Source organism: Brevundimonas sp. EAKA, from assembly GCF_000698025.1.
GTDB classification, from domain to species: Bacteria; Pseudomonadota; Alphaproteobacteria; order Caulobacterales; family Caulobacteraceae; genus Brevundimonas; species Brevundimonas mediterranea_A.
The window spans coordinates 1-17,192 of record NZ_JMQR01000036.1 but is presented as its reverse complement, the minus strand read 5'-3'; the positions used below and the strand labels follow the sequence as shown (position 1 = coordinate 17,192).

The 17,192-nt window shown below is 67.1% G+C and carries 11 protein-coding genes and 1 pseudogene; 10 read left to right on the top strand and 2 right to left on the bottom strand.

Features of this window, described 5'->3' with window-relative positions; all coding sequences use genetic code 11:
- Nucleotides 1-10 precede the first annotated feature (10 nt).
- The 4 genes from kdpB to ER13_RS07255 all read left to right on the top strand — a co-directional run bounded on the left by kdpB (nt 11) and on the right by ER13_RS07255 (nt 6,150).
- Nucleotides 11-2,092, top strand: coding sequence for a potassium-transporting ATPase subunit KdpB (gene kdpB / locus ER13_RS07270; protein WP_052004985.1), 2,082 nt, complete (start codon nt 11-13; stop codon nt 2,090-2,092).
- 90 nt (nt 2,093-2,182) lie between these two features.
- The gene (kdpC, locus tag ER13_RS07265) at nt 2,183-2,761 is read left to right on the top strand and encodes a K(+)-transporting ATPase subunit C (RefSeq protein ID WP_035307975.1); all 579 of its coding nucleotides are present in this window, start codon (nt 2,183-2,185) and stop codon (nt 2,759-2,761) included.
- Complete coding sequence (locus ER13_RS07260) at nt 2,762-5,461, top strand: sensor histidine kinase KdpD (protein ID WP_035307973.1); 2,700 nt, start codon at nt 2,762-2,764, stop codon at nt 5,459-5,461.
- Entirely contained in the window at nt 5,461-6,150 is a 690-nt protein-coding gene (locus ER13_RS07255; RefSeq protein ID WP_035307971.1) for a response regulator, read from the top strand. The genes ER13_RS07260 and ER13_RS07255 overlap by 1 nt, the downstream gene beginning before the upstream one ends.
- A 26-nt stretch (nt 6,151-6,176) precedes the next feature.
- On the opposite strand, the gene ER13_RS07250 is transcribed toward ER13_RS07255, so the two are convergent.
- Nucleotides 6,177-8,489 carry an ATP-binding protein gene (locus ER13_RS07250; protein WP_231492496.1) on the bottom strand — a complete coding sequence of 771 codons (2,313 nt, stop codon included), beginning with the start codon at nt 8,487-8,489 and terminating at the stop codon, nt 6,177-6,179.
- Nucleotides 8,490-8,672: 183 nt separating this feature from the next.
- Entirely contained in the window at nt 8,673-11,027 is a 2,355-nt protein-coding gene (locus ER13_RS07245) for a heavy metal translocating P-type ATPase (RefSeq protein ID WP_035307967.1), read from the bottom strand.
- A 98-nt stretch (nt 11,028-11,125) separates the two neighbouring features.
- Here ER13_RS07245 and ER13_RS07240 point away from each other — a divergent pair, with 98 nt between their 5' ends.
- The 6 genes and pseudogenes from ER13_RS07240 (at nt 11,126) to ER13_RS07215 (ending at nt 16,961) form a co-directional block, all read left to right on the top strand.
- Nucleotides 11,126-11,401, top strand: a complete 276-nt coding sequence (locus tag ER13_RS07240; protein ID WP_008260442.1) for a metal-sensitive transcriptional regulator — start codon at nt 11,126-11,128, stop codon at nt 11,399-11,401.
- A 152-nt stretch (nt 11,402-11,553) separates the two neighbouring features.
- Nucleotides 11,554-11,728: pseudogene (locus tag ER13_RS18375) on the top strand (IS3 family transposase); the annotation flags it as partial.
- 431 nt (nt 11,729-12,159) lie between these two features.
- Nucleotides 12,160-14,424 carry a P-loop NTPase fold protein gene (locus tag ER13_RS07235; RefSeq protein WP_081836165.1) on the top strand — a complete coding sequence of 755 codons (2,265 nt, stop codon included), beginning with the start codon at nt 12,160-12,162 and terminating at the stop codon, nt 14,422-14,424.
- 74 nt (nt 14,425-14,498) lie between these two features.
- The gene (locus tag ER13_RS07230) at nt 14,499-15,122 is read left to right on the top strand and encodes a hypothetical protein (RefSeq protein ID WP_035307965.1); all 624 of its coding nucleotides are present in this window, start codon (nt 14,499-14,501) and stop codon (nt 15,120-15,122) included.
- A gap of 289 nt (nt 15,123-15,411) precedes the next feature.
- On the top strand, nt 15,412-16,140 hold the full coding sequence (locus ER13_RS07225) for an NACHT domain-containing NTPase (protein WP_035307963.1): 729 nt from the start codon (nt 15,412-15,414) through the stop codon (nt 16,138-16,140).
- Nucleotides 16,141-16,274: 134 nt separating this feature from the next.
- The gene (locus ER13_RS07215) at nt 16,275-16,961 is read left to right on the top strand and encodes a hypothetical protein (protein WP_035307959.1); all 687 of its coding nucleotides are present in this window, start codon (nt 16,275-16,277) and stop codon (nt 16,959-16,961) included.
- Nucleotides 16,962-17,192: the final 231 nt, after the last annotated feature.

The following is a 17,192-nucleotide window of genomic DNA, read 5'->3' as shown; positions in this document are numbered from 1 at the left end:
ACATCCTGACATGACACAAATCACATTGGATCCACGCGGGGGGGAGCCCGGCGAAGGCGGTCGTTCGACCCCCATCGCGGGCGGTCTCTCCGGGGCGATGATCGGTCGCGCCGTCGGCGAGGCCTTCCTCAAGCTGAACCCGGCCAAACTGGTCAAGAACCCGGTCATCTTCACCACCTGGATCGTGGCCCTGCTGGCCACGGTGTCGGCGGTCGCGGCGGTCGTGGGCGGCCAGTCGGCGGGGTTCGCGGTGCAGCTGGCGCTGTGGCTGTGGGCCACGGTCCTGTTCGCCAATGTCGCCGAAAGCGTCGCCGAAGGGCGGGGCAAGGCGGCGGCCGATAGTCTGCGCGCTACCCGCGTCACGACCAAGGCCAAGCTGATCGTCGATCCCGAGACCGGCACAGTGGTTCCGACCAATGCGTCCGAGCTCGAGGTCGGGTCGATCATCCTGGTCGAGGCCGGCGATGTCATCGCCTCGGACGGCGAGATCATCGAGGGCGTGGCCTCGGTCAACGAGGCCGCCATCACCGGCGAGAGCGCGCCGGTGATCCGCGAAAGCGGCGGCGACCGTTCGGCCGTGACCGGCGGCACCACCGTGGTGTCCGACTGGATCAAGGTGCGCATCACCGCCAAGCCGGGCTCGACCTTCCTCGACCGCATGATCGCCATGGTCGAGGGCGCGGACCGTCGCAAGACGCCGAACGAACTGGCCCTGGCCGTGCTGCTGGCCGGCCTGACCCTGATCTTTCTGATCGCGGTCGTGACCCTGGTCGGTCTGGGCGCCTATTCGGGCGTCCGTATCGACCCGCTGGTGCTGGGCGCCCTGTTCATCACCCTGATCCCGACCACGATCGGGGGGCTGCTGTCCGCCGTCGGCATCGCCGGCATGGACCGGTTGCTGAAGGTCAATGTGCTGGCGACCTCGGGCCGTGCGGTGGAGGCGGCAGGCGACGTCGACACCCTGCTGCTCGACAAGACCGGCACCATCACCTTCGGCAACCGCATGGCGACCGAGGTCATTCCGGTTCCTGGCGTGCGTCTGGAAGCCGCCCTGGCCGCCGCCGTCATGGCGTCCCTGGCCGACGAGACGCCGGAAGGCCGCTCCATCGTCGAACTGGGCCGCAACGCCGGCGTCTCGGTGGAACAGCCGGCCGGCGCCGTCGCCATCCCCTTCACCGCCGTCACCCGCCAGTCAGGCCTGGACGTCGGCAAGGACAGCTGGCGCAAGGGCGCGGTCGATGCGGTGCTGAAGGATTTGAACCTGTCTGACGGTGCGGCCCCGGCCGAGTTCCGCCAGGCCGTGGACCGGATCGCCCGCTCGGGCGGCACGCCCCTGGCCGTCACCCAGAACGGCGTCCTGGTGGGCGTCATCCATCTGAAGGACGTGGTCAAGCCGGGGGTGAAGGCGCGCTTCGCCGACCTGCGTCGCATGGGCCTGCGCACCGTCATGATCACCGGCGACAACCCGGTGACGGCGGCGGCCATCGCCTCGGAGGCGGGGGTGGACGACTACCTCGCCGAGGCCACGCCCGAGGACAAGATGCGGCTGATCAAGGCCGAACAGGCCAAGGGCAGGCTGGTGGCCATGTGCGGCGACGGCGCCAATGATGCGCCTGCCCTGGCTCAGGCCGACGTCGGCGTGGCCATGCAGACCGGCGCCCAGGCCGCCCGCGAGGCCGGCAATATGGTCGATCTCGACAGCGATCCGACCAAGGTCATCGAGATCGTCGAGGTCGGCAAGCAACTGCTGATCACGCGCGGCGCCCTGACCACCTTCTCGGTCGCCAACGACGTGGCCAAGTATTTCGCCATCATCCCGGCGATGTTCGTGGTCTCGCTGCCGGCGCTGGGCGCGCTGAACGTCATGCGTCTGCACAGCCCAGAGAGCGCCATCCTGTCGGCGGTCATCTTCAACGCCCTGGTCATCGTCGCCCTGATCCCTCTGGCGCTCAAGGGCGTCAAATACCGGGCCATCGGCGCGGGCGCCCTCCTGGGTCGCAACCTGTTGATCTACGGCCTCGGCGGCCTGATCGCGCCGTTCGTAGGCATCAAGCTGATCGACCTCATCATTTCCACGCTCGGCCTGGCCTGATGCGCGTTTCCAAGGATATTCCGATGCACAATCGTCTCAACAAGATGCGCGCTGCGGCCGCGTCGAAAACCAGCCTCTGAGGCGACGAAAATGGTCCATTCGTTCCGTCCGGCCATCGCGATGATGGCCCTGTTCACCCTCCTGCTGGGGCTGGCCTATCCGCTGGCGGTCACAGGGATCGCCCAGCTCGTCTTCCCCAGCCAGGCCAACGGCAGCCTGGTGCGCGACGCCGGCGGTCGGGTCGTCGGCTCGGCCCTGATCGGACAGCCGTTCGCGGGCGCGACCTATCTGCATCCGCGCCCCTCGGCGGCGGGCGACGGCTATGACGCCGCCGCCTCGTCGGGCTCGAACATGGGGCCGTTGAACCCGAATCTGGCGGCCCGCGTCGCCGAAAGCGCCCAGACCATCCGCGCCGAGGACGGTCCCGGCGTCATCCCCGCCGATGCGGTGACCACCTCCGCCTCGGGCCTCGACCCGGACGTGTCCCCGGCCTACGCTCGGCTTCAGGCCGCGCGGATCGCCCGCGCCAGAGGCGTTCCCGTGCAGCAGGTCCAGACCATCATCGACGGCCAGACCCAGGGGGCTCTGCTGGGCTTCGTCGGCCAGCCGCGCGTCAATGTCCTGCTGACCAACCGCGCCCTGGACGCCCGTTTCGGCGCGGAGGGCTGATTGCCCGAGACCGAGGCCGAAACGCCCGCGACTTCAGCCGTTCCGCGCCGCAAGCGCGGGCGGCTGAAGGTGTTTCTGGGCATGTCGCCCGGCGTGGGCAAGACCTATGAGATGCTGCGCGCCGCCCGCCGCCGAAAGGCCGAGGGGCTGGATGTCGTCGTCGGCGTGGTCGAGACCCACGGCCGCAAGGAGACGATGAGCCTGCTGCGCGGGCTGGACGTCATGCCCCGCGCCCCGATCGACCATCGGGGCCGTTCGCTGATGGAGTTCGATCTGGATGGGGCGCTGGCGCGTCGTCCCGGCCTGCTGCTGGTTGACGAATACGCCCATTCCAACGTCCCCGGCTCGCGCCACCCCAAACGCTGGCAGGATGTGGAGGAGTTGCGCGACGCCGGGATCGACGTCTGGACGACGCTGAACATCCAGCATCTGGAGAGCCTGTCCGACGTCATCCTGCGCATCACCGGCGTGCGTCAGCGCGAGACGGTGCCCGACAGCCTCCTGACCGAGGCCGATGACATCGAGGTGGTGGACATCACGCCCGAGGACCTTCGCGCCCGTCTGGCCGAGGGCAAGGTCTATGTGCCCGAAACGGCGCGGGTGGCGTCCGAGAACTTCTTCAAGCTGGAGAACCTGACGGCCCTGCGCGAACTGGCCCTGCGCCGCGCGGCCCAGACGGTGGACGATCAACTGCTGTCGCATCTGCGCGAGCGGGGCGTGTCGGGGCCGTGGGCGGCGGGCGAGCGGATCCTGGTCCTGGTCGGGGGCGACGCCATGAGCGCGTCTCTGGTGCGGACCGGACGACGCATGTCGGACATGATGATGGACGCCCCCTGGTCGGTGGCCCACGTCGAGCGGCCGTCGGGCTCGCGTTCCGACGCGCGATCCGCCGGCCGTCTGTCCGAAGCCTTCAAACTGGCCGAACAACTGGGCGGGCGACCGGTGACGCTGAGCGGCGACGACGTCGTGCGCACCGTTCTGGATCACGCCCACCGCAACAACGTCACCCAGATCGTCATCGGCAAGACGCGGGGCGGCCGCCTCGCCGAATGGACCGGCCGGGCGCTGGCCACCGAACTGCTGCGCAAGGCCCAGGGCGTGGCCGTCCATGTCGTGACCGAAGGCGATGGGTCGGCGCCCGAGCCGACGATCAGGTCCGGTCTCCGGCCTGGTCTGGACTGGCGTCCCTATTCCGCCGGCGCGGGTTTCGTCGGGGCCGCGACCGGCGTCGCCCTGTTGCTGGACACGCGGTTCGAGCGGGTCGATCTGGGCGTCATCTATCTGGCCGCCGTTGTGGCGGCGGGGGTGCTGAACGGGCTGCGGCCCGCTCTCGTAGCGGCGACCCTGGCCTTCCTGACCTACAACTTCCTGTTCCTTCAGCCGCGCTACAGTTTCCTGATCGGTTCGCCGACGGACTTCCTCACACTTTTGCTGTTCTGGGCCGTCGCCCTGGGCACGGGGGCCCTGGCCGGGCGGGTGCGCGAACAGGCCCGCGCGGCCCAGCGTCGCGCCGCCGCCGTCTCTGCCCTGCTGGCCGCCAGCCAGACCCTGTCGGCGGCCCAGGATCGTGCGACGACCGCCCGAAGCCTGGCCGAACAGGCCGCCGCCGCCGCCGGGGCCGGGGCGGTGGTCCTGCTGCCGGACGGCGACGACATCGTCCTGACGGCCGCCAGCCCCGAGGGCGTGGTTCTGGGCGCCGACGCCATGGCCGCGGCCCGCTGGGCCTGGACCCACGGCGAGGTCACGGGTCACGGCACCGGCACCCTGCCGCAGACCCGCTGGCGGTTTCAGCCCCTGCAAGGCGTGCGCGGTCGCGCCGGCGTGGCGGGGATCGACGCCTCGGCCGTGGCGGCGGGCTCGGACGAGGAGCGGCTGGCCTTGGCCCTGCTGGATCAGGGCGCCGTGGCGCTGGAGCGGGCTGATCTGGCCGGACAGGCGCTGGAGAGCGAGACCCTGCGTCGCGCCGACCGGTTCCGCGCCGCCCTGATGAACTCGGTCAGCCACGATCTGCGCACGCCCCTGTCGACCGTGCTGGGCTCGGCCACCACCCTGATCGACTATGGGGCGACCCTGAAGCCCGAGGTCCGCGACGACCTGCTGCTCAGCATCCGCGAAGAGGCTGAACGCCTGTCGCGCTATGTCGGCGACCTGCTGGACATGACCCGGCTGGAGGGCGGCGGGCTGAACGTCCGCACCGACTGGACCGATGTGCGCGACGCCCTGAACGCCGCCGCCGACCGGGTGTCGCGCCGCCTGGGGCGACGTCGGATCACCCGCGACTTCCCGCCCCAGCTCAGCATGGTGGAAGCCGACCCCGGTCTGCTGGAACAGGCGGTGGTCAATATTCTTGAGAACGCCATCGCCTACAGCCCCGACGGGACGACCATCGAACTGGCGGCCTATGAGGACCGGGGCTCCGTCGTCATTTCCATCGAGGACGAGGGGCGCGGCATACCCACGGCCGAGCTGGAACGGGTGTTCGACAAGTTCCGCCGCATGGAGGATTCGACCGACCGCGCCCCCGACAGAGTCCAGGGGGCCGGCCTGGGTCTGGCTATCGCCAAGGGCTTCGTCGAGGCCATGCGCGGCCGCATCGCCGCCGCCAGCCCGATCCACGACGGACCCGACGGCGGCAAGCGGGGCACGCGCATCCTGATCAGCCTGCCCAAATCCATCGCCACCCATCCGGATCTGCTGTGATGCCTGCCGTCCGCCCCCAGGTCCTCGTCATCGACGACGAGCCCCAGATCCACCGCTTCCTGTCGCCCGCCCTGGACGCCGCCGGTTACGAACCCCGCCGCGCCGACAGTGGTCAGGAAGGCCTGCGCGCCATCGCATTGTGGAGCCCCGACGCCGTGGTGCTGGACCTGGGCCTGCCCGACATGGACGGCAAGGACGTGCTGAGACGGGCGCGGGAATTCTACCAGGGGCCGATCATCATCCTGTCGGCCCGCGATCGCGAGGCCGAGAAGATCGCGGCCCTGGACCTGGGCGCCAATGACTATGTCGAAAAGCCGTTCGGGGTCGGCGAACTTCTGGCGCGCATCCGGGCCGGGCTGCGCCAGGGGGCCTTGGCGCCGGTGGCGGGCGGCGTGGTCACGGTCGGAGAGGTGGTCATCGACCTGGACCGCCGCATCGTCACCCGCGCCGGCGAGCGGGTGAAGCTGCGCCCCAAGGAATACGAAGTCCTGGCCTGTCTGGCCCGCAACGCCGGCAAGGTGCTGGGCCACGCCGACCTGCTGAAGACCGTCTGGGGCGCGGGCCACGCCGCCGATGTCCAGTATCTGCGCGTCGTGATCGGCCAACTGCGCCACAAGCTGGAGGCCGACCCCGCCGAACCGGCCCTGGTCGTCACGGAACCGAGCGTGGGATACCGGCTCGAACTCTGATCGCTCGCCCCGGCGGCTCAGGCGGCTCAGGCGGCGAAGGCGGCCTTCATGGGCTGGACGGTCTGGACGGGACGTCGCGTCGGCAGGTCGAAACTGACCACCGTGCCCACCCCGGGCTCGCTTTCTATGTTCAGCCGGCCGCCATGCATCTCGATCAGCGACTTGGTCAGGGCCAGGCCCAGGCCGGTGCCCTGGGTGGTCTTGGAATGCTGGCCTTCGACCTGTTCGAAGGGCCGCGCCAGACGGACCATATGTTCAGGCGCGATGCCGATGCCGGTGTCGGCGCAGGCGACCCGGACGCGATCCTCGCCGGCCGCCCCCTTGAACGGCGTCAGCGACAGGGTGACGGTCCCGCCTTCGGGCGTGAACTTAACGGCGTTGGAGATCAGGTTCAGCATCACCTGTTTCACGCCGCGGTGGTCCGCCTCGATGTCCGGCAGGTCGCCCGCTTCGATCTCCAGGGTCAGGCCGGACTCCAGAACCTTGCCACGCATCAGCCGGGCGGCGTCCTCGCACACGTCCCGCAGCGAGACGGGCTCATAGTGCAGGGTCATCTTGCCGGCCTCGATCTTGGCCATGTCCAGGATGTCGTTGATCAGGCTGAGCAGATGCTGGCCCGACTTCAGGATGTCGCCGGCGTAGCCCTTGTACTTCTCGCCTATGGGGCCGAACAGCTCGGCGGCCATGATCTCCGAGAAGCCGTTGATGGCGTTCAGGGGGGTGCGCAGTTCGTGGCTCATATTGGCCAGGAACTCGGACTTGGCCTGGTTTGCGGCCTCGGCCCGGGTCATGGCGATCTCGTATTTCCGGGCCAGTTGCGACAGCATCTGCTGGCTGGCTTCGAGCTGGGCCACGGTGCGGCTCAGGTCCTCGACGGCGCGGCGGCGTTCGGTCTCTTCGCGCTTGATGGCGGTGATGTCGGCGGCGGTGACCACCGAGCCGCCCTCCGAGGTGAAGCGTTCGGACAACTGCAGCCAGCGGCCGTCGTGCAGTTCGACCTCGCGAAGGCCCGCCCGGCCGTCCGTCGGCGCATGTTCGGCCTTGATGGCCAGGGCGGCGATGCGGTTCAATTCCTCCTTCGCCGCGCCGCGCCGCACGACGCCGGACTGGAAGTCGAAAGCGTCCTCGAACGCCTGGTTCCAGAGGATGAGGCGGCCTTGGCGATCAAACAGGACGAAGGCGTCCGAGATGCTCTCCACCCCGTCGCGCAGACGGCTTTCGGCGGACTGGGCGGCGGCCTTGGCCCGGCGGGCCTCGGTGATGTCCAGGGCGACGCCCAGGATGGCGGAAAAGCCGGCCTCGCCCCGCGCCCCTCGCGCCTGGCCGCGCGCATCGATCCAGCGGGTCCGGCCGCCGTCGCCCGGGACGGGGAAGGTGACCTCGAAGGCGCCATAGGCCGAGGCCTGGCGCAACGCGTGCTGCACCTGGTCGCGGTAACGGGGATGGATGCGGGCCATCACGATCTCGGCCGGTACGACGCCGCCGGTCTCGAAGCCCAGCAGGGTCGCCATATAGTCGGACAGGGTCACTTCGGCGCCGTCCAGATCCCATTCCCATACGCCGCAGCGCGCCGCCTCCACCGCGATGCGGAAGCGTTTTTCCGACGAGGCCCATTCCCGGCTGGCGCGCGCACGACGCAGGCCCTGGAACAGGAACAGCGCCAGGACGCCGAGGCCCAGCAGCACGGGGGCCGCCAGAACCCAGGCCTCGCCCAGCAGACCCGCCGCGCCCGCGGGCGGTCCGCTCTGCAAGGCGACCACATAGGGACCGTCGGGCGTGATCGGCGCCGCCACGACCGACGCCCTGCCCCCCGGCGTGGCGACGGGCGTGGTCAGGGACGCCAGGTCGCCGGCCTGGACGCCGATCAACGGCGTTGCGGACCGGCCGACCTCGGCGGCGTTCGGCGAGGCCAGGATGACCCCCGTCTTCGACACGATCCGGACCGCGCCAGAGGCGGGCAGGGACGGGAGAATGCGCGCTTCAAGCCGCCGCCCCCCGGCTTGCGGCCCCGTCAGGGCGATGACGCCGGGCGACTGCACCGGCCCCTGGCTGGCCAGGATCGCGCCGTCGGCGCCGATCACCGAGAAGCCCGCGTTCGGCGCGACGCCGCGCGCCCTCTCGACGGCGGCCATCGGGAGCGCGTCGTCCAGCAGTGCGGCTGTCCCGACGTCGATCCCGGTCTGGGCGGCCTGCATCAGGACGGCGGTCCGGCTGGCGGCGAGCTGGGCGCTCAACGTCAGGTTCTCGTTCTGGAGGCGATGGGCTTCGCGGGCAGGGCGTGTCGCGTCTCGCGACATCAACAGCACGTATCCGGTGGAGCCGAGGGCGAGGACCAGCACGCCGATGCGCATCCAGGCCGGGGCGCTGGGGGCCCTGTCGGTGGCGCGTCGGCCTCGCTTGTCTTGCCGCCGCTCCATGCCCCGCAAGGCGCTCTCCCGACCAAATCAGCTACAGGGGGAATCTAGGCTGCGTCGCGGATTCCTGTCGAGGCTTGGTTAATGCTTTCTGAATTCTCAGGCCGCCTAGAGCTTCACCGCGCGCAGCCTCAGCGCATTGCCGATGACGCTGACCGAAGAGAGCGCCATGGCGAGCGCTGCAAGAGCGGGCGAGAGCAGCCAGCCGAAGACGGGATACAGCAGGCCGGCCGCGACCGGGATGCCGAGCGCATTGTAACCGAAGGCGAAGATCAGGTTTTGCCGGATGTTCCCCATGACCGCTCGCGACAGACGCCGCGCCCGGACTATGCCTTGCAGATCGCCGCTCAACAGGGTTACGCCCGCGCTCTCGATCGCCACATCCGAGCCCGCGCCCATGGCGACGCCGACATCGGCGGCTGCGAGAGCCGGGGCGTCGTTGACCCCATCTCCGGCCATGGCGACGATGCGGCCCTGTGAGCGAAGCTGCTGAACCACCGACGCCTTGTCCTGCGGCAGGACCTCGGCATGGACCTCGTCGATCCCGAGGCGTCGCGCCACGGCTTCGGCCGTGGTTCGGTTGTCCCCGGTCATCATGACCAGTCTCAGACCGGCCGCCTTCAGCGCGAGGATCGCGGCCGACGTGGTGGCCTTGACCGGGTCGGCGATGCCGAGGACCCCGGCGGCCTTGCCGTCGATGGCCACGAAAATGGCCGTGGCGCCGTCGTTCCGGAGTGCGTCCGCCTTCGGCTCCAGCGTGGAGACGTCGATCGAAAGCTCACCGAGATACCGGGTGTTGCCCAGGGCCACCTGGCGTCCCTCGACAACACCGCGCACGCCGCGTCCCACCGGACTGTCGAAGTCCACGGCTTCCGACAGGGGCAGATGGCGGTCCTTGGCGGCCTGGACGATCGCATCCGCCAAGGGGTGCTCGCTTCCGCGCTCCAGACTGGCCGAAAGACGCAGCACGTCTGTTTCGTCGAAGCCTTTGGCGATCACCATCGCTGTCACGGACGGGCGTCCCTCGGTCAGGGTGCCGGTCTTGTCGAGGATCAGGGTGTCGACCCTTTCGAAGCGCTCCAGCGCTTCAGCGTTCTTGATCAGGACCCCGGCGCGCGCGCCTCGTCCGACCCCTACCATAATCGAGATGGGGGTCGCGAGACCGAGCGCACAGGGACAGGCGATGATCAGGACCGAGACAGCGGCGACCAGGGCATAGGACAGCCGGGGCTCCGGCCCGACCAGCCCCCAGACGGCGGCGGCCAGCAGGGCGATTGTGATCACCGTCGGAACGAACCATCCAGATACCGTGTCGGCCAGCCGCTGGATCGGCGCGCGGCTGCGTTGGGCCTGAGCGACCATCTGGACGATTTGCGCCAGCAGGGTGTCGGCCCCGACCTTGTCGGCGCGCATGATGAAGGATCCGGTCTTGTTCAGGGCGCCGGCGACGACCCGGTCGCCGACCTCCTTGGTCACCGGCATGGACTCGCCGGTCACCATCGACTCGTCGACGGCGATACGGCCATCCAGGATTTCGCCGTCCACCGGGACTTTCTCACCGGGGCGGACCCGCAGGGAGTCGCCGACAGTGATCAGGTCGAGCGAGACATCCTCGTCAACGCCGTCCGCCCGGACCCTTCGCGCGGTCTTGGGCGTGAGATCCAGCAAGGCCCGGATCGCCCCCGACGTCTGCTCGCGGGCGCGAAGTTCCAGGATCTGTCCGACGAGGACCAGCACCGTGATGACCGCCGCCGCCTCGAAATACACCGGCGCGCTCCCGTCGGCCTTGAGGAAGGCGGGCGGGAACAGCCATGGCGCTACGACGGCCACGATGCTGTAAAGCCATGCGACCCCGACCCCCATCGAGATCAGGGTGAACATGTTCAGCCGGCGCGTGCGCAGCGAGGTCCAGCCGCGCTGGAAGAAGGGCAGGCCGCACCACAGGACGACCGGCGTGGCCAGAACGAATTGGATCCCGTTCGACAGCCGGCCGGGGATGAGCATGTGCAGGTTCGTCAGATGGGCGCCCATCTCCAGCGCGAAGACCGGCAGGGTCAGAATCAGACCGATCCAGAAGCGGCGGGTGAAGTCGATCAGTTCGTGATTGGGCGGCGCTTCGGCGGCGACGGTTTCAGGCTCGAGCGCCATGCCGCAGATCGGGCAGGACCCCGGACCCTCCTGCCGGATTTCCGGATGCATGGGGCAGGTGTAGATCACGCCCGGAATGGCGGGGGCGGGCTCCGAAGCAGGCTTCAGATAGCGCTGTGGATCCGCCACGAATCGGGTTCGGCACCCTGCCGAGCAGAAGAAATAGTCCTGCTCGTCATGGCTGGCCCGGTGAGCGGTCGTCTTTGCATCAACCGACATCCCGCAGACCGGATCCTTTAGCGCGACCGATCCCGCGGAGGGTTCCGCCGAGCAGCAGGAGCGACCTGCGGCGTGACCGTGAGGATGAGTGGACATGACGCTCTCCGGCTGATCCAAGCGCCTCGAATATACCTGTAGGGGGTATGGAGCAAGATACCCGCATGGGGTATACAGACACTCTGGAGCGAAGCCGCATGCAAATCGATACGAAGCCCAAAATCCTTAACCGGCTGAGCCGGATCGAAGGCCAGGTGCGGGGCATCGCCCGCATGGTCGACGAGGACCGCTACTGCATCGACCTGCTCACCCAGTTGCGGGCCGTCCGCGCAGCGCTCCTTCGCGTAGAGACGGAAGTGTTGAGGGACCACCTCGACCACTGCGTCATGGGAGCCATGACGGGTGACGATCCGGAGGATCGAAAGGCCAAGGCCGGCGAGCTAATCGAACTCTTGGCTCGCGCCGGTCGATAGGTCGGACGGAGTGCGGATCTTCTGGCCCGACGCCATGATCCGGGCGGAGCCCCTACGGCGACGTTGACGTGCCCGTGAGAATTTCCTCCACGCGGCGCTAGAGTCCGGTCCTTGGAAGGGGGGACAGACTGAAGCGGTTGCTGACGGACACGATGCTGGACAAGGCGGCGCTGAACGACCTGCTTTCAAAAAATGGTAGGGGACGTCGCGATGCGCGAAGGCGTCGCGAGGATCCGGACGGTGTTCGGGATCAGCGAGCGGCAGGCCTGTTTGATCATGAAGGCCGACAGCAAGACGGTGCGCTATCGATCCTGTCGTCCGTCGGACACGGCGTGCGCAAGCGTCTGCGGGCCCGGATGACAAAAACTGTCGCCGCAAGTTAACGCTGACGATCTAACTCGCAGATTTCGCCCAGAGCTTTAAGGTCGAGTGTCCTTACTGTCAGAAGCGGTTCACGCGATCAAAGATGTCGCTAGACCTTAATCCTCACAAAGACGCGAACGGCTACCCATGCCGCGCTCGGCGCGGATATCTGGTTTGAGCGGATTGACCTGACTTCGACTAGCTGGGACTTCCGCGAGTAGCTCAGGGCCGAGCTCTTCAATGAATGTCCGCTTTGCGCTCGTCCCGGTATCGGCTCCTGCCGCCACAGGTTACCTGATCGGCGCCAGCCCATTGTGAACTTAAAGTTGGCAGGTGTTAGCGCCGCAAATATGCGAAGTTGCGTCCTGATATAAGCGGCGAAGCGGGCACAGACGATGAATTGGCTACGGTGGCTTCACCGCGGGACCGCCAAGGCGGCTGCGCCGGTCGCAACGGCGGAGGCTGCCGCCGCCCCGTGCGCTAGCACCGACACTCAGGGTTCCGGCACGCTCAGCGCCGACCAACCCATTGACTTACCGGAGCAAGATGCCTTCGGCTTCGATCCTTTCGCCCGGGCTATCGCCACCAGCATCGCTGGTCTGAAATCTCCTGAAGGTCTAGTGGTCAGTGTCCATGGTCCTTGGGGCTCTGGCAAGAGCAGCGCCGTCAACCTCATCAAACATCATCTAGAGACTGGCGGGTTGAAGGGGGCCGAAAACCTCGTACTCGTCGAGTTTAATCCGTGGTGGTTCAACGGTGCTGACGCCCTCGCCATTGCCTTCTTCCGTGAGCTCGGCTCAGCAATTGGCAAGTCGTTGCCTGACAAGGCCAAGGACGCCTTCCGGGCCCTGGGCCGCAAGCTCGGCAGCGCCAGCCCGCTGATCGAGGCGGCGGTGAACCTAGCGACGGTCGGGACCGGCGGCGCCGCCGCAGGCGGTGCGGCCAAGCTGGTCGGCGATGTGCTTGGGGGAGAGAGGACCGTGCCGGAGGAGCATGCCATCATCGCTAGGGCGCTGCGGTCGGCCGACAAGCGCTTCCTCGTCATCATCGACGACCTCGATCGTCTGAGCGCCGACGACGCGCTGCTGATCTTCAAGCTCGTCAAGTCGGTAGGGCGTCTGCCGAACGTTATCTATCTAATGGTGTTCGATCGCGCGCTGACGGAAGCGGCAGTCGCCGAACGCTTCCCCTCCGAGGGCGCACACTTTCTGGAGAAGATCGTCCAGGCGGCGTTCGAGTTGCCGCCCCCGGAGCCTGACGACCTGCGCAGCCTGCTGCTCAACAACGTAGGGAGCGTGATCGGCGTTATCGAAGACGACCGGATGACCCGGTTCATGAACGTCTTCTACGATGTCGTCGCCCCGAACATCGCTCGCCCGCGCGATGTCGTTCGGCTCACCAATGCGCTCGAGGTGACCTGGCCGGCCGTGGCCGGCGATGTCGACGCCGCCGACTTCCTGGCAATGGAGACGCTGCGCCTGTTCTGGCCCCAAGTTCACCGGGCCATCTACGACAATAAGACGCTCGTTTGCGGGCACGAACTAGGGTTCGAGCCCCACGCTCAGGCGGAAGCCCATTGCGACGCCCGGCTCTTGGGGAGCGTCCCCGAAGGGCAGCGGCCGACCCTGCGCAGAGCCTTGATGCGCCTGTTCCCCGCACTCGAGAACGCTTGGAGCAATCACTACTACGGCGCTGATTTCGGGCAAGAATGGCGTCTGCAACGCCGGGTGTGCGTCGAGGCGCACTTCGATCCCTATTTCCGCTTCGCCCTGTCGGACCAAGTCGCACCGGCGACCGAGATCCAAGCCTTCATGGCCCGGGCAGACGATCCGGACTTCGTGCGCGAGACCCTGCGCCAGGCTTTAGCGACCGCGCGGCGCCGCGGCGGCACGCGGGCGGCCGTGCTGCTGGACGAGTTAACTTTCCGCGCCCCGCAGGTACCGGAGGCCAGTATCGCACCCCTCGTCGCCGCCATATTCAGTATCGCCGACGAACTCGACGTCGCGGCCGACAAGGCCGGCGCATTCTCGGTCGGCGACAACTTCCTCCGCATTCACTGGCTGCTGAACCGCCTGGTGACCGAGCGGCTCGAGATCGACGACCGCGACGCCGTGCTGGAAGCCGCGGCGCAGACCGCCACGCTCCGTTGGCTGATCGACATCGCCCTGCGTTGCGTCGCTCAGCTTGAACCAGTGGAAGAAGGACGAAGGTGCGGAGAGCCTCTGGCCAGCACCGAGGCGACAGCGCGTCTACGAGCCTTGGCGCTGGCAAGGGTCCAGGCCGCCGCCGTCGAAGGCGTCCTGATCGGCCTGCCGGATCTGGTGTCAAAACTGTTTCGCTGGCGCGACCTGGTGGGAGAGGGCGGTGCAGAACGAGTACGCGCGTGGCTGACCGAACAGCTGGATGACGACGCAGTCGTCGAAGCGCTCGCCCGTTCGTTCGTCTCCGTCGGCTGGTCGCATTCCGCCGGCGACGTCGTGGCGCGGCGCTATACCTATCTCGATCGCGGATCTGTGGACGCGCTCGTCGATCCGGACGCCTTCCGCGCTCGCATCTCCGAAATCCTTGTCCGGGAGGATCTCGACCCAGGCCGGAGGTCGGCGATCAATGACTTCGAAGCCGCCTGGGCGCGGCCGGACCGAGGAATCTTTGGCAACTAGGCGCGAATCAAGCGTTCCTTCGCCGGTGACGCTGATGAGTCCTAACCTAGATTTTCAAGAAGGATGGTGAAGCCATGTCGTCGCCACCCCCGCAGATCGGCCTGATCTACACGGACGACATCCCGCTCGCGGTGTTTGACGATTTCGTGCAAGGCATCTCGGCACCGGGCTTGGACCTTGTCGTCGAAAGCCGGCCCAGAAGCGGCCCATTCGCCGGGCTCGAGTGGCTGATCCCGACAGGGGTGATGCTATTCATCAGCCAAGGCTACTTCAACGGCTTCCTAGGCGAGATGGGCAAGGACCACTATGCAGCCCTAAAGGCTGGGTTGAAGGCGCTGCGCGACCGCTTCGCATCGGTGAAGGTTACACTCATCGGGACCCCCGGAAAGGCCTCACCAGATCAACCCTATTCGCTGTTCTACTCAATCTATTTTGAGGATCCGGCTGGCCGAAAATTCAAGTTCCTAATCCCCAACGGCGAAGCCGGCGATCCTGAAGCCGAGAAGGCTATGGACGCCTTCGGCGACTTCTTGGCTGCGGCCCATAGCGGCGAACTCGACACTGACCAGAAGACCATGCTCGCTGAGGGGCCGGTCTTTGGCGGCACCGCGCTGCTGGCGTTCAATCCGCAGAGCGGGCGCATAGAGCCGATTCATCCGGTCACCCGGATCTTCGGTCTCCCAAGCGGTACCGACTAGGCCTCATCGACGCGGCACCGCGCCAGAATCCGCGAGGTCTGGAGTCACTGGCCGGAGGGATCCGCCGGGGCGCTCGGCGTCAAAACCAAGCGTACCGAACTGGAGGCGGACACCGATGGTGGCTGAGGCGGACTCGTCGGCGCTGCCCGCGGCGCGAACAAGCCAAGAAGAGTCGCCAGCACAAAAGCCGTGATCCCGTTTCGGATGGCCGCATTGGCACCGCTAGCTTCATTGGACCGTCGCATGTTGGAGACTTCGAACTCCGCTAGCGCTTCAACGCAGGCATCCTTTGCCGCCGCCGACTCCGTGCGGGTACCTGAACCTGGAGGGAGCCAAGGAATACATCGATCAGGATGACATCCTGTCGATCGGGGCGCCGGTCGTTGTGCTTGGGGATCCGGGCTCAGGCAAAAGCGTCCTCACCCAGGCTTTGGGCCAGCAGCCTGACGCTCTCTACTATCGCGCTGGATCATTCCTCCGCTCGGCCCGGATCGAGCTGCCTGAGGGGTCTCGCATCATCATCGATGGCTTGGACGAGGTGGCCTCCACAGCGCTCGGCGGAGGCGTCGACGCTGTTCTTCAGAAGCTGTCAGCGATGGGGAACCCGCCCTTCATTCTGTCCTGCCGCGAGGCGGATTGGCGCGGCGCCTCAGACCGCATCAAGATCGAGGACGACTACGCCAGCAAACCGCTCATCCTCCACCTTGAGCCCTTCGACCGGGACGACGCCTTGCTCTTTCTGCAGGGCGAATTCCCGTCGATCGACGCCACACGTGCCCTCGACCACATGACCGATCGCGGCCTTGAGGACCTCTACAGAAACCCGCTCACGCTCAGGCTCTTGGGTGAAGTCGTTCGGGACGAAGGAGAGTTGCCCGACAGCCGGGCGCAGCTCTTCTCCCGCGCCTGTGTCGTTATGCTCAGAGAAGACAAGCCTCGTAAGGCTGGGCCGGGGAGACGACGGTCTGCCTCTTCTCGTCACACTCGCCGCTGTGGAAACAGCCGGGGGCGACGATGAGCTGCTTCGAATCCTGGCGGAGGCGTCGGTCGTCGAGGTTCCGTCGTGGAAGGTCGAGCAGGCCGAGCGAGAAGAGCGCCGCGCGCAGGAGCGCCAACGGATCTATCAGTCGCATCGCGACGTCCACGCGGCGCATGCTGCGGAAGTCGCCCAGGGTCGATGACGGGGTCGCCCCCTCCTATGCTGATACGCTCAAGCATGCGCGCAATCTTCAACGTAAGGCGCGACGCGATCACGAGTATGTCGCGCCGACCATCGCGCAGCTTTCGACGGTGATGAGCGAAGGCCTTCCCGAGGCCATCGATGATATGCGGGCCTATTTCGCCGACCGCCTCCAAGCGTTTCAGGAGCGCGTCCGCGGGGGGAGCACGGACATGTGGCAGGCATTCTGGCGGACCACCAAGCCACAGACTGAAAACATCTGCCGCAATCGGTTGGTCGACTACATTTCCGGCCAACTGCCGCCGTCGATCCGGTTTGAGCCCGAGATGCACATGCCGGGCCAGAAGCGCGCGGACATCGCGGCGATCCGCAACACGATAGGCCTCCCTGTCGAGATCAAAGGTCAGTGGCACCCGGCGATGTGGACCGCGCCGATGGATCAGCTCGACGCGCTCTATACGCGCGACTGGCACGCTCAAGGGCGCGGCGTCTACGTTGTCCTCTGGTTTGGGCTTGGCGTTCGCATGCCCGCCGAACCGGGCGGAGCAGCGCGCCCAACAACTCCAGAGGCGTTACAGGAGATGCTCATCTCGCAAATTCCCGTGGAGCGGCGCGCGCAGATCGATGTCTATGTAGTTGACCTGTCGCGCCCGAGCTGAGCAACACCGAAATACAATTCGACCATGAGACTGAGCTTCCCGGATGTTTGGATCTTGATTCCTTACTCTTAGCGAATTCTGGCTGACAGCGGACATCCCGAATTCCCGCTTTGAGTCGAGGCTGTGTAAAAACGAGTTGAGCTGCGGGCGTGCGCGAGCGGCATGATGCGCAGAGCGCCTCATTCTCAGGCTCTGATCGCGTCTATCAGCGACTTGGCCCCCAACACCGCC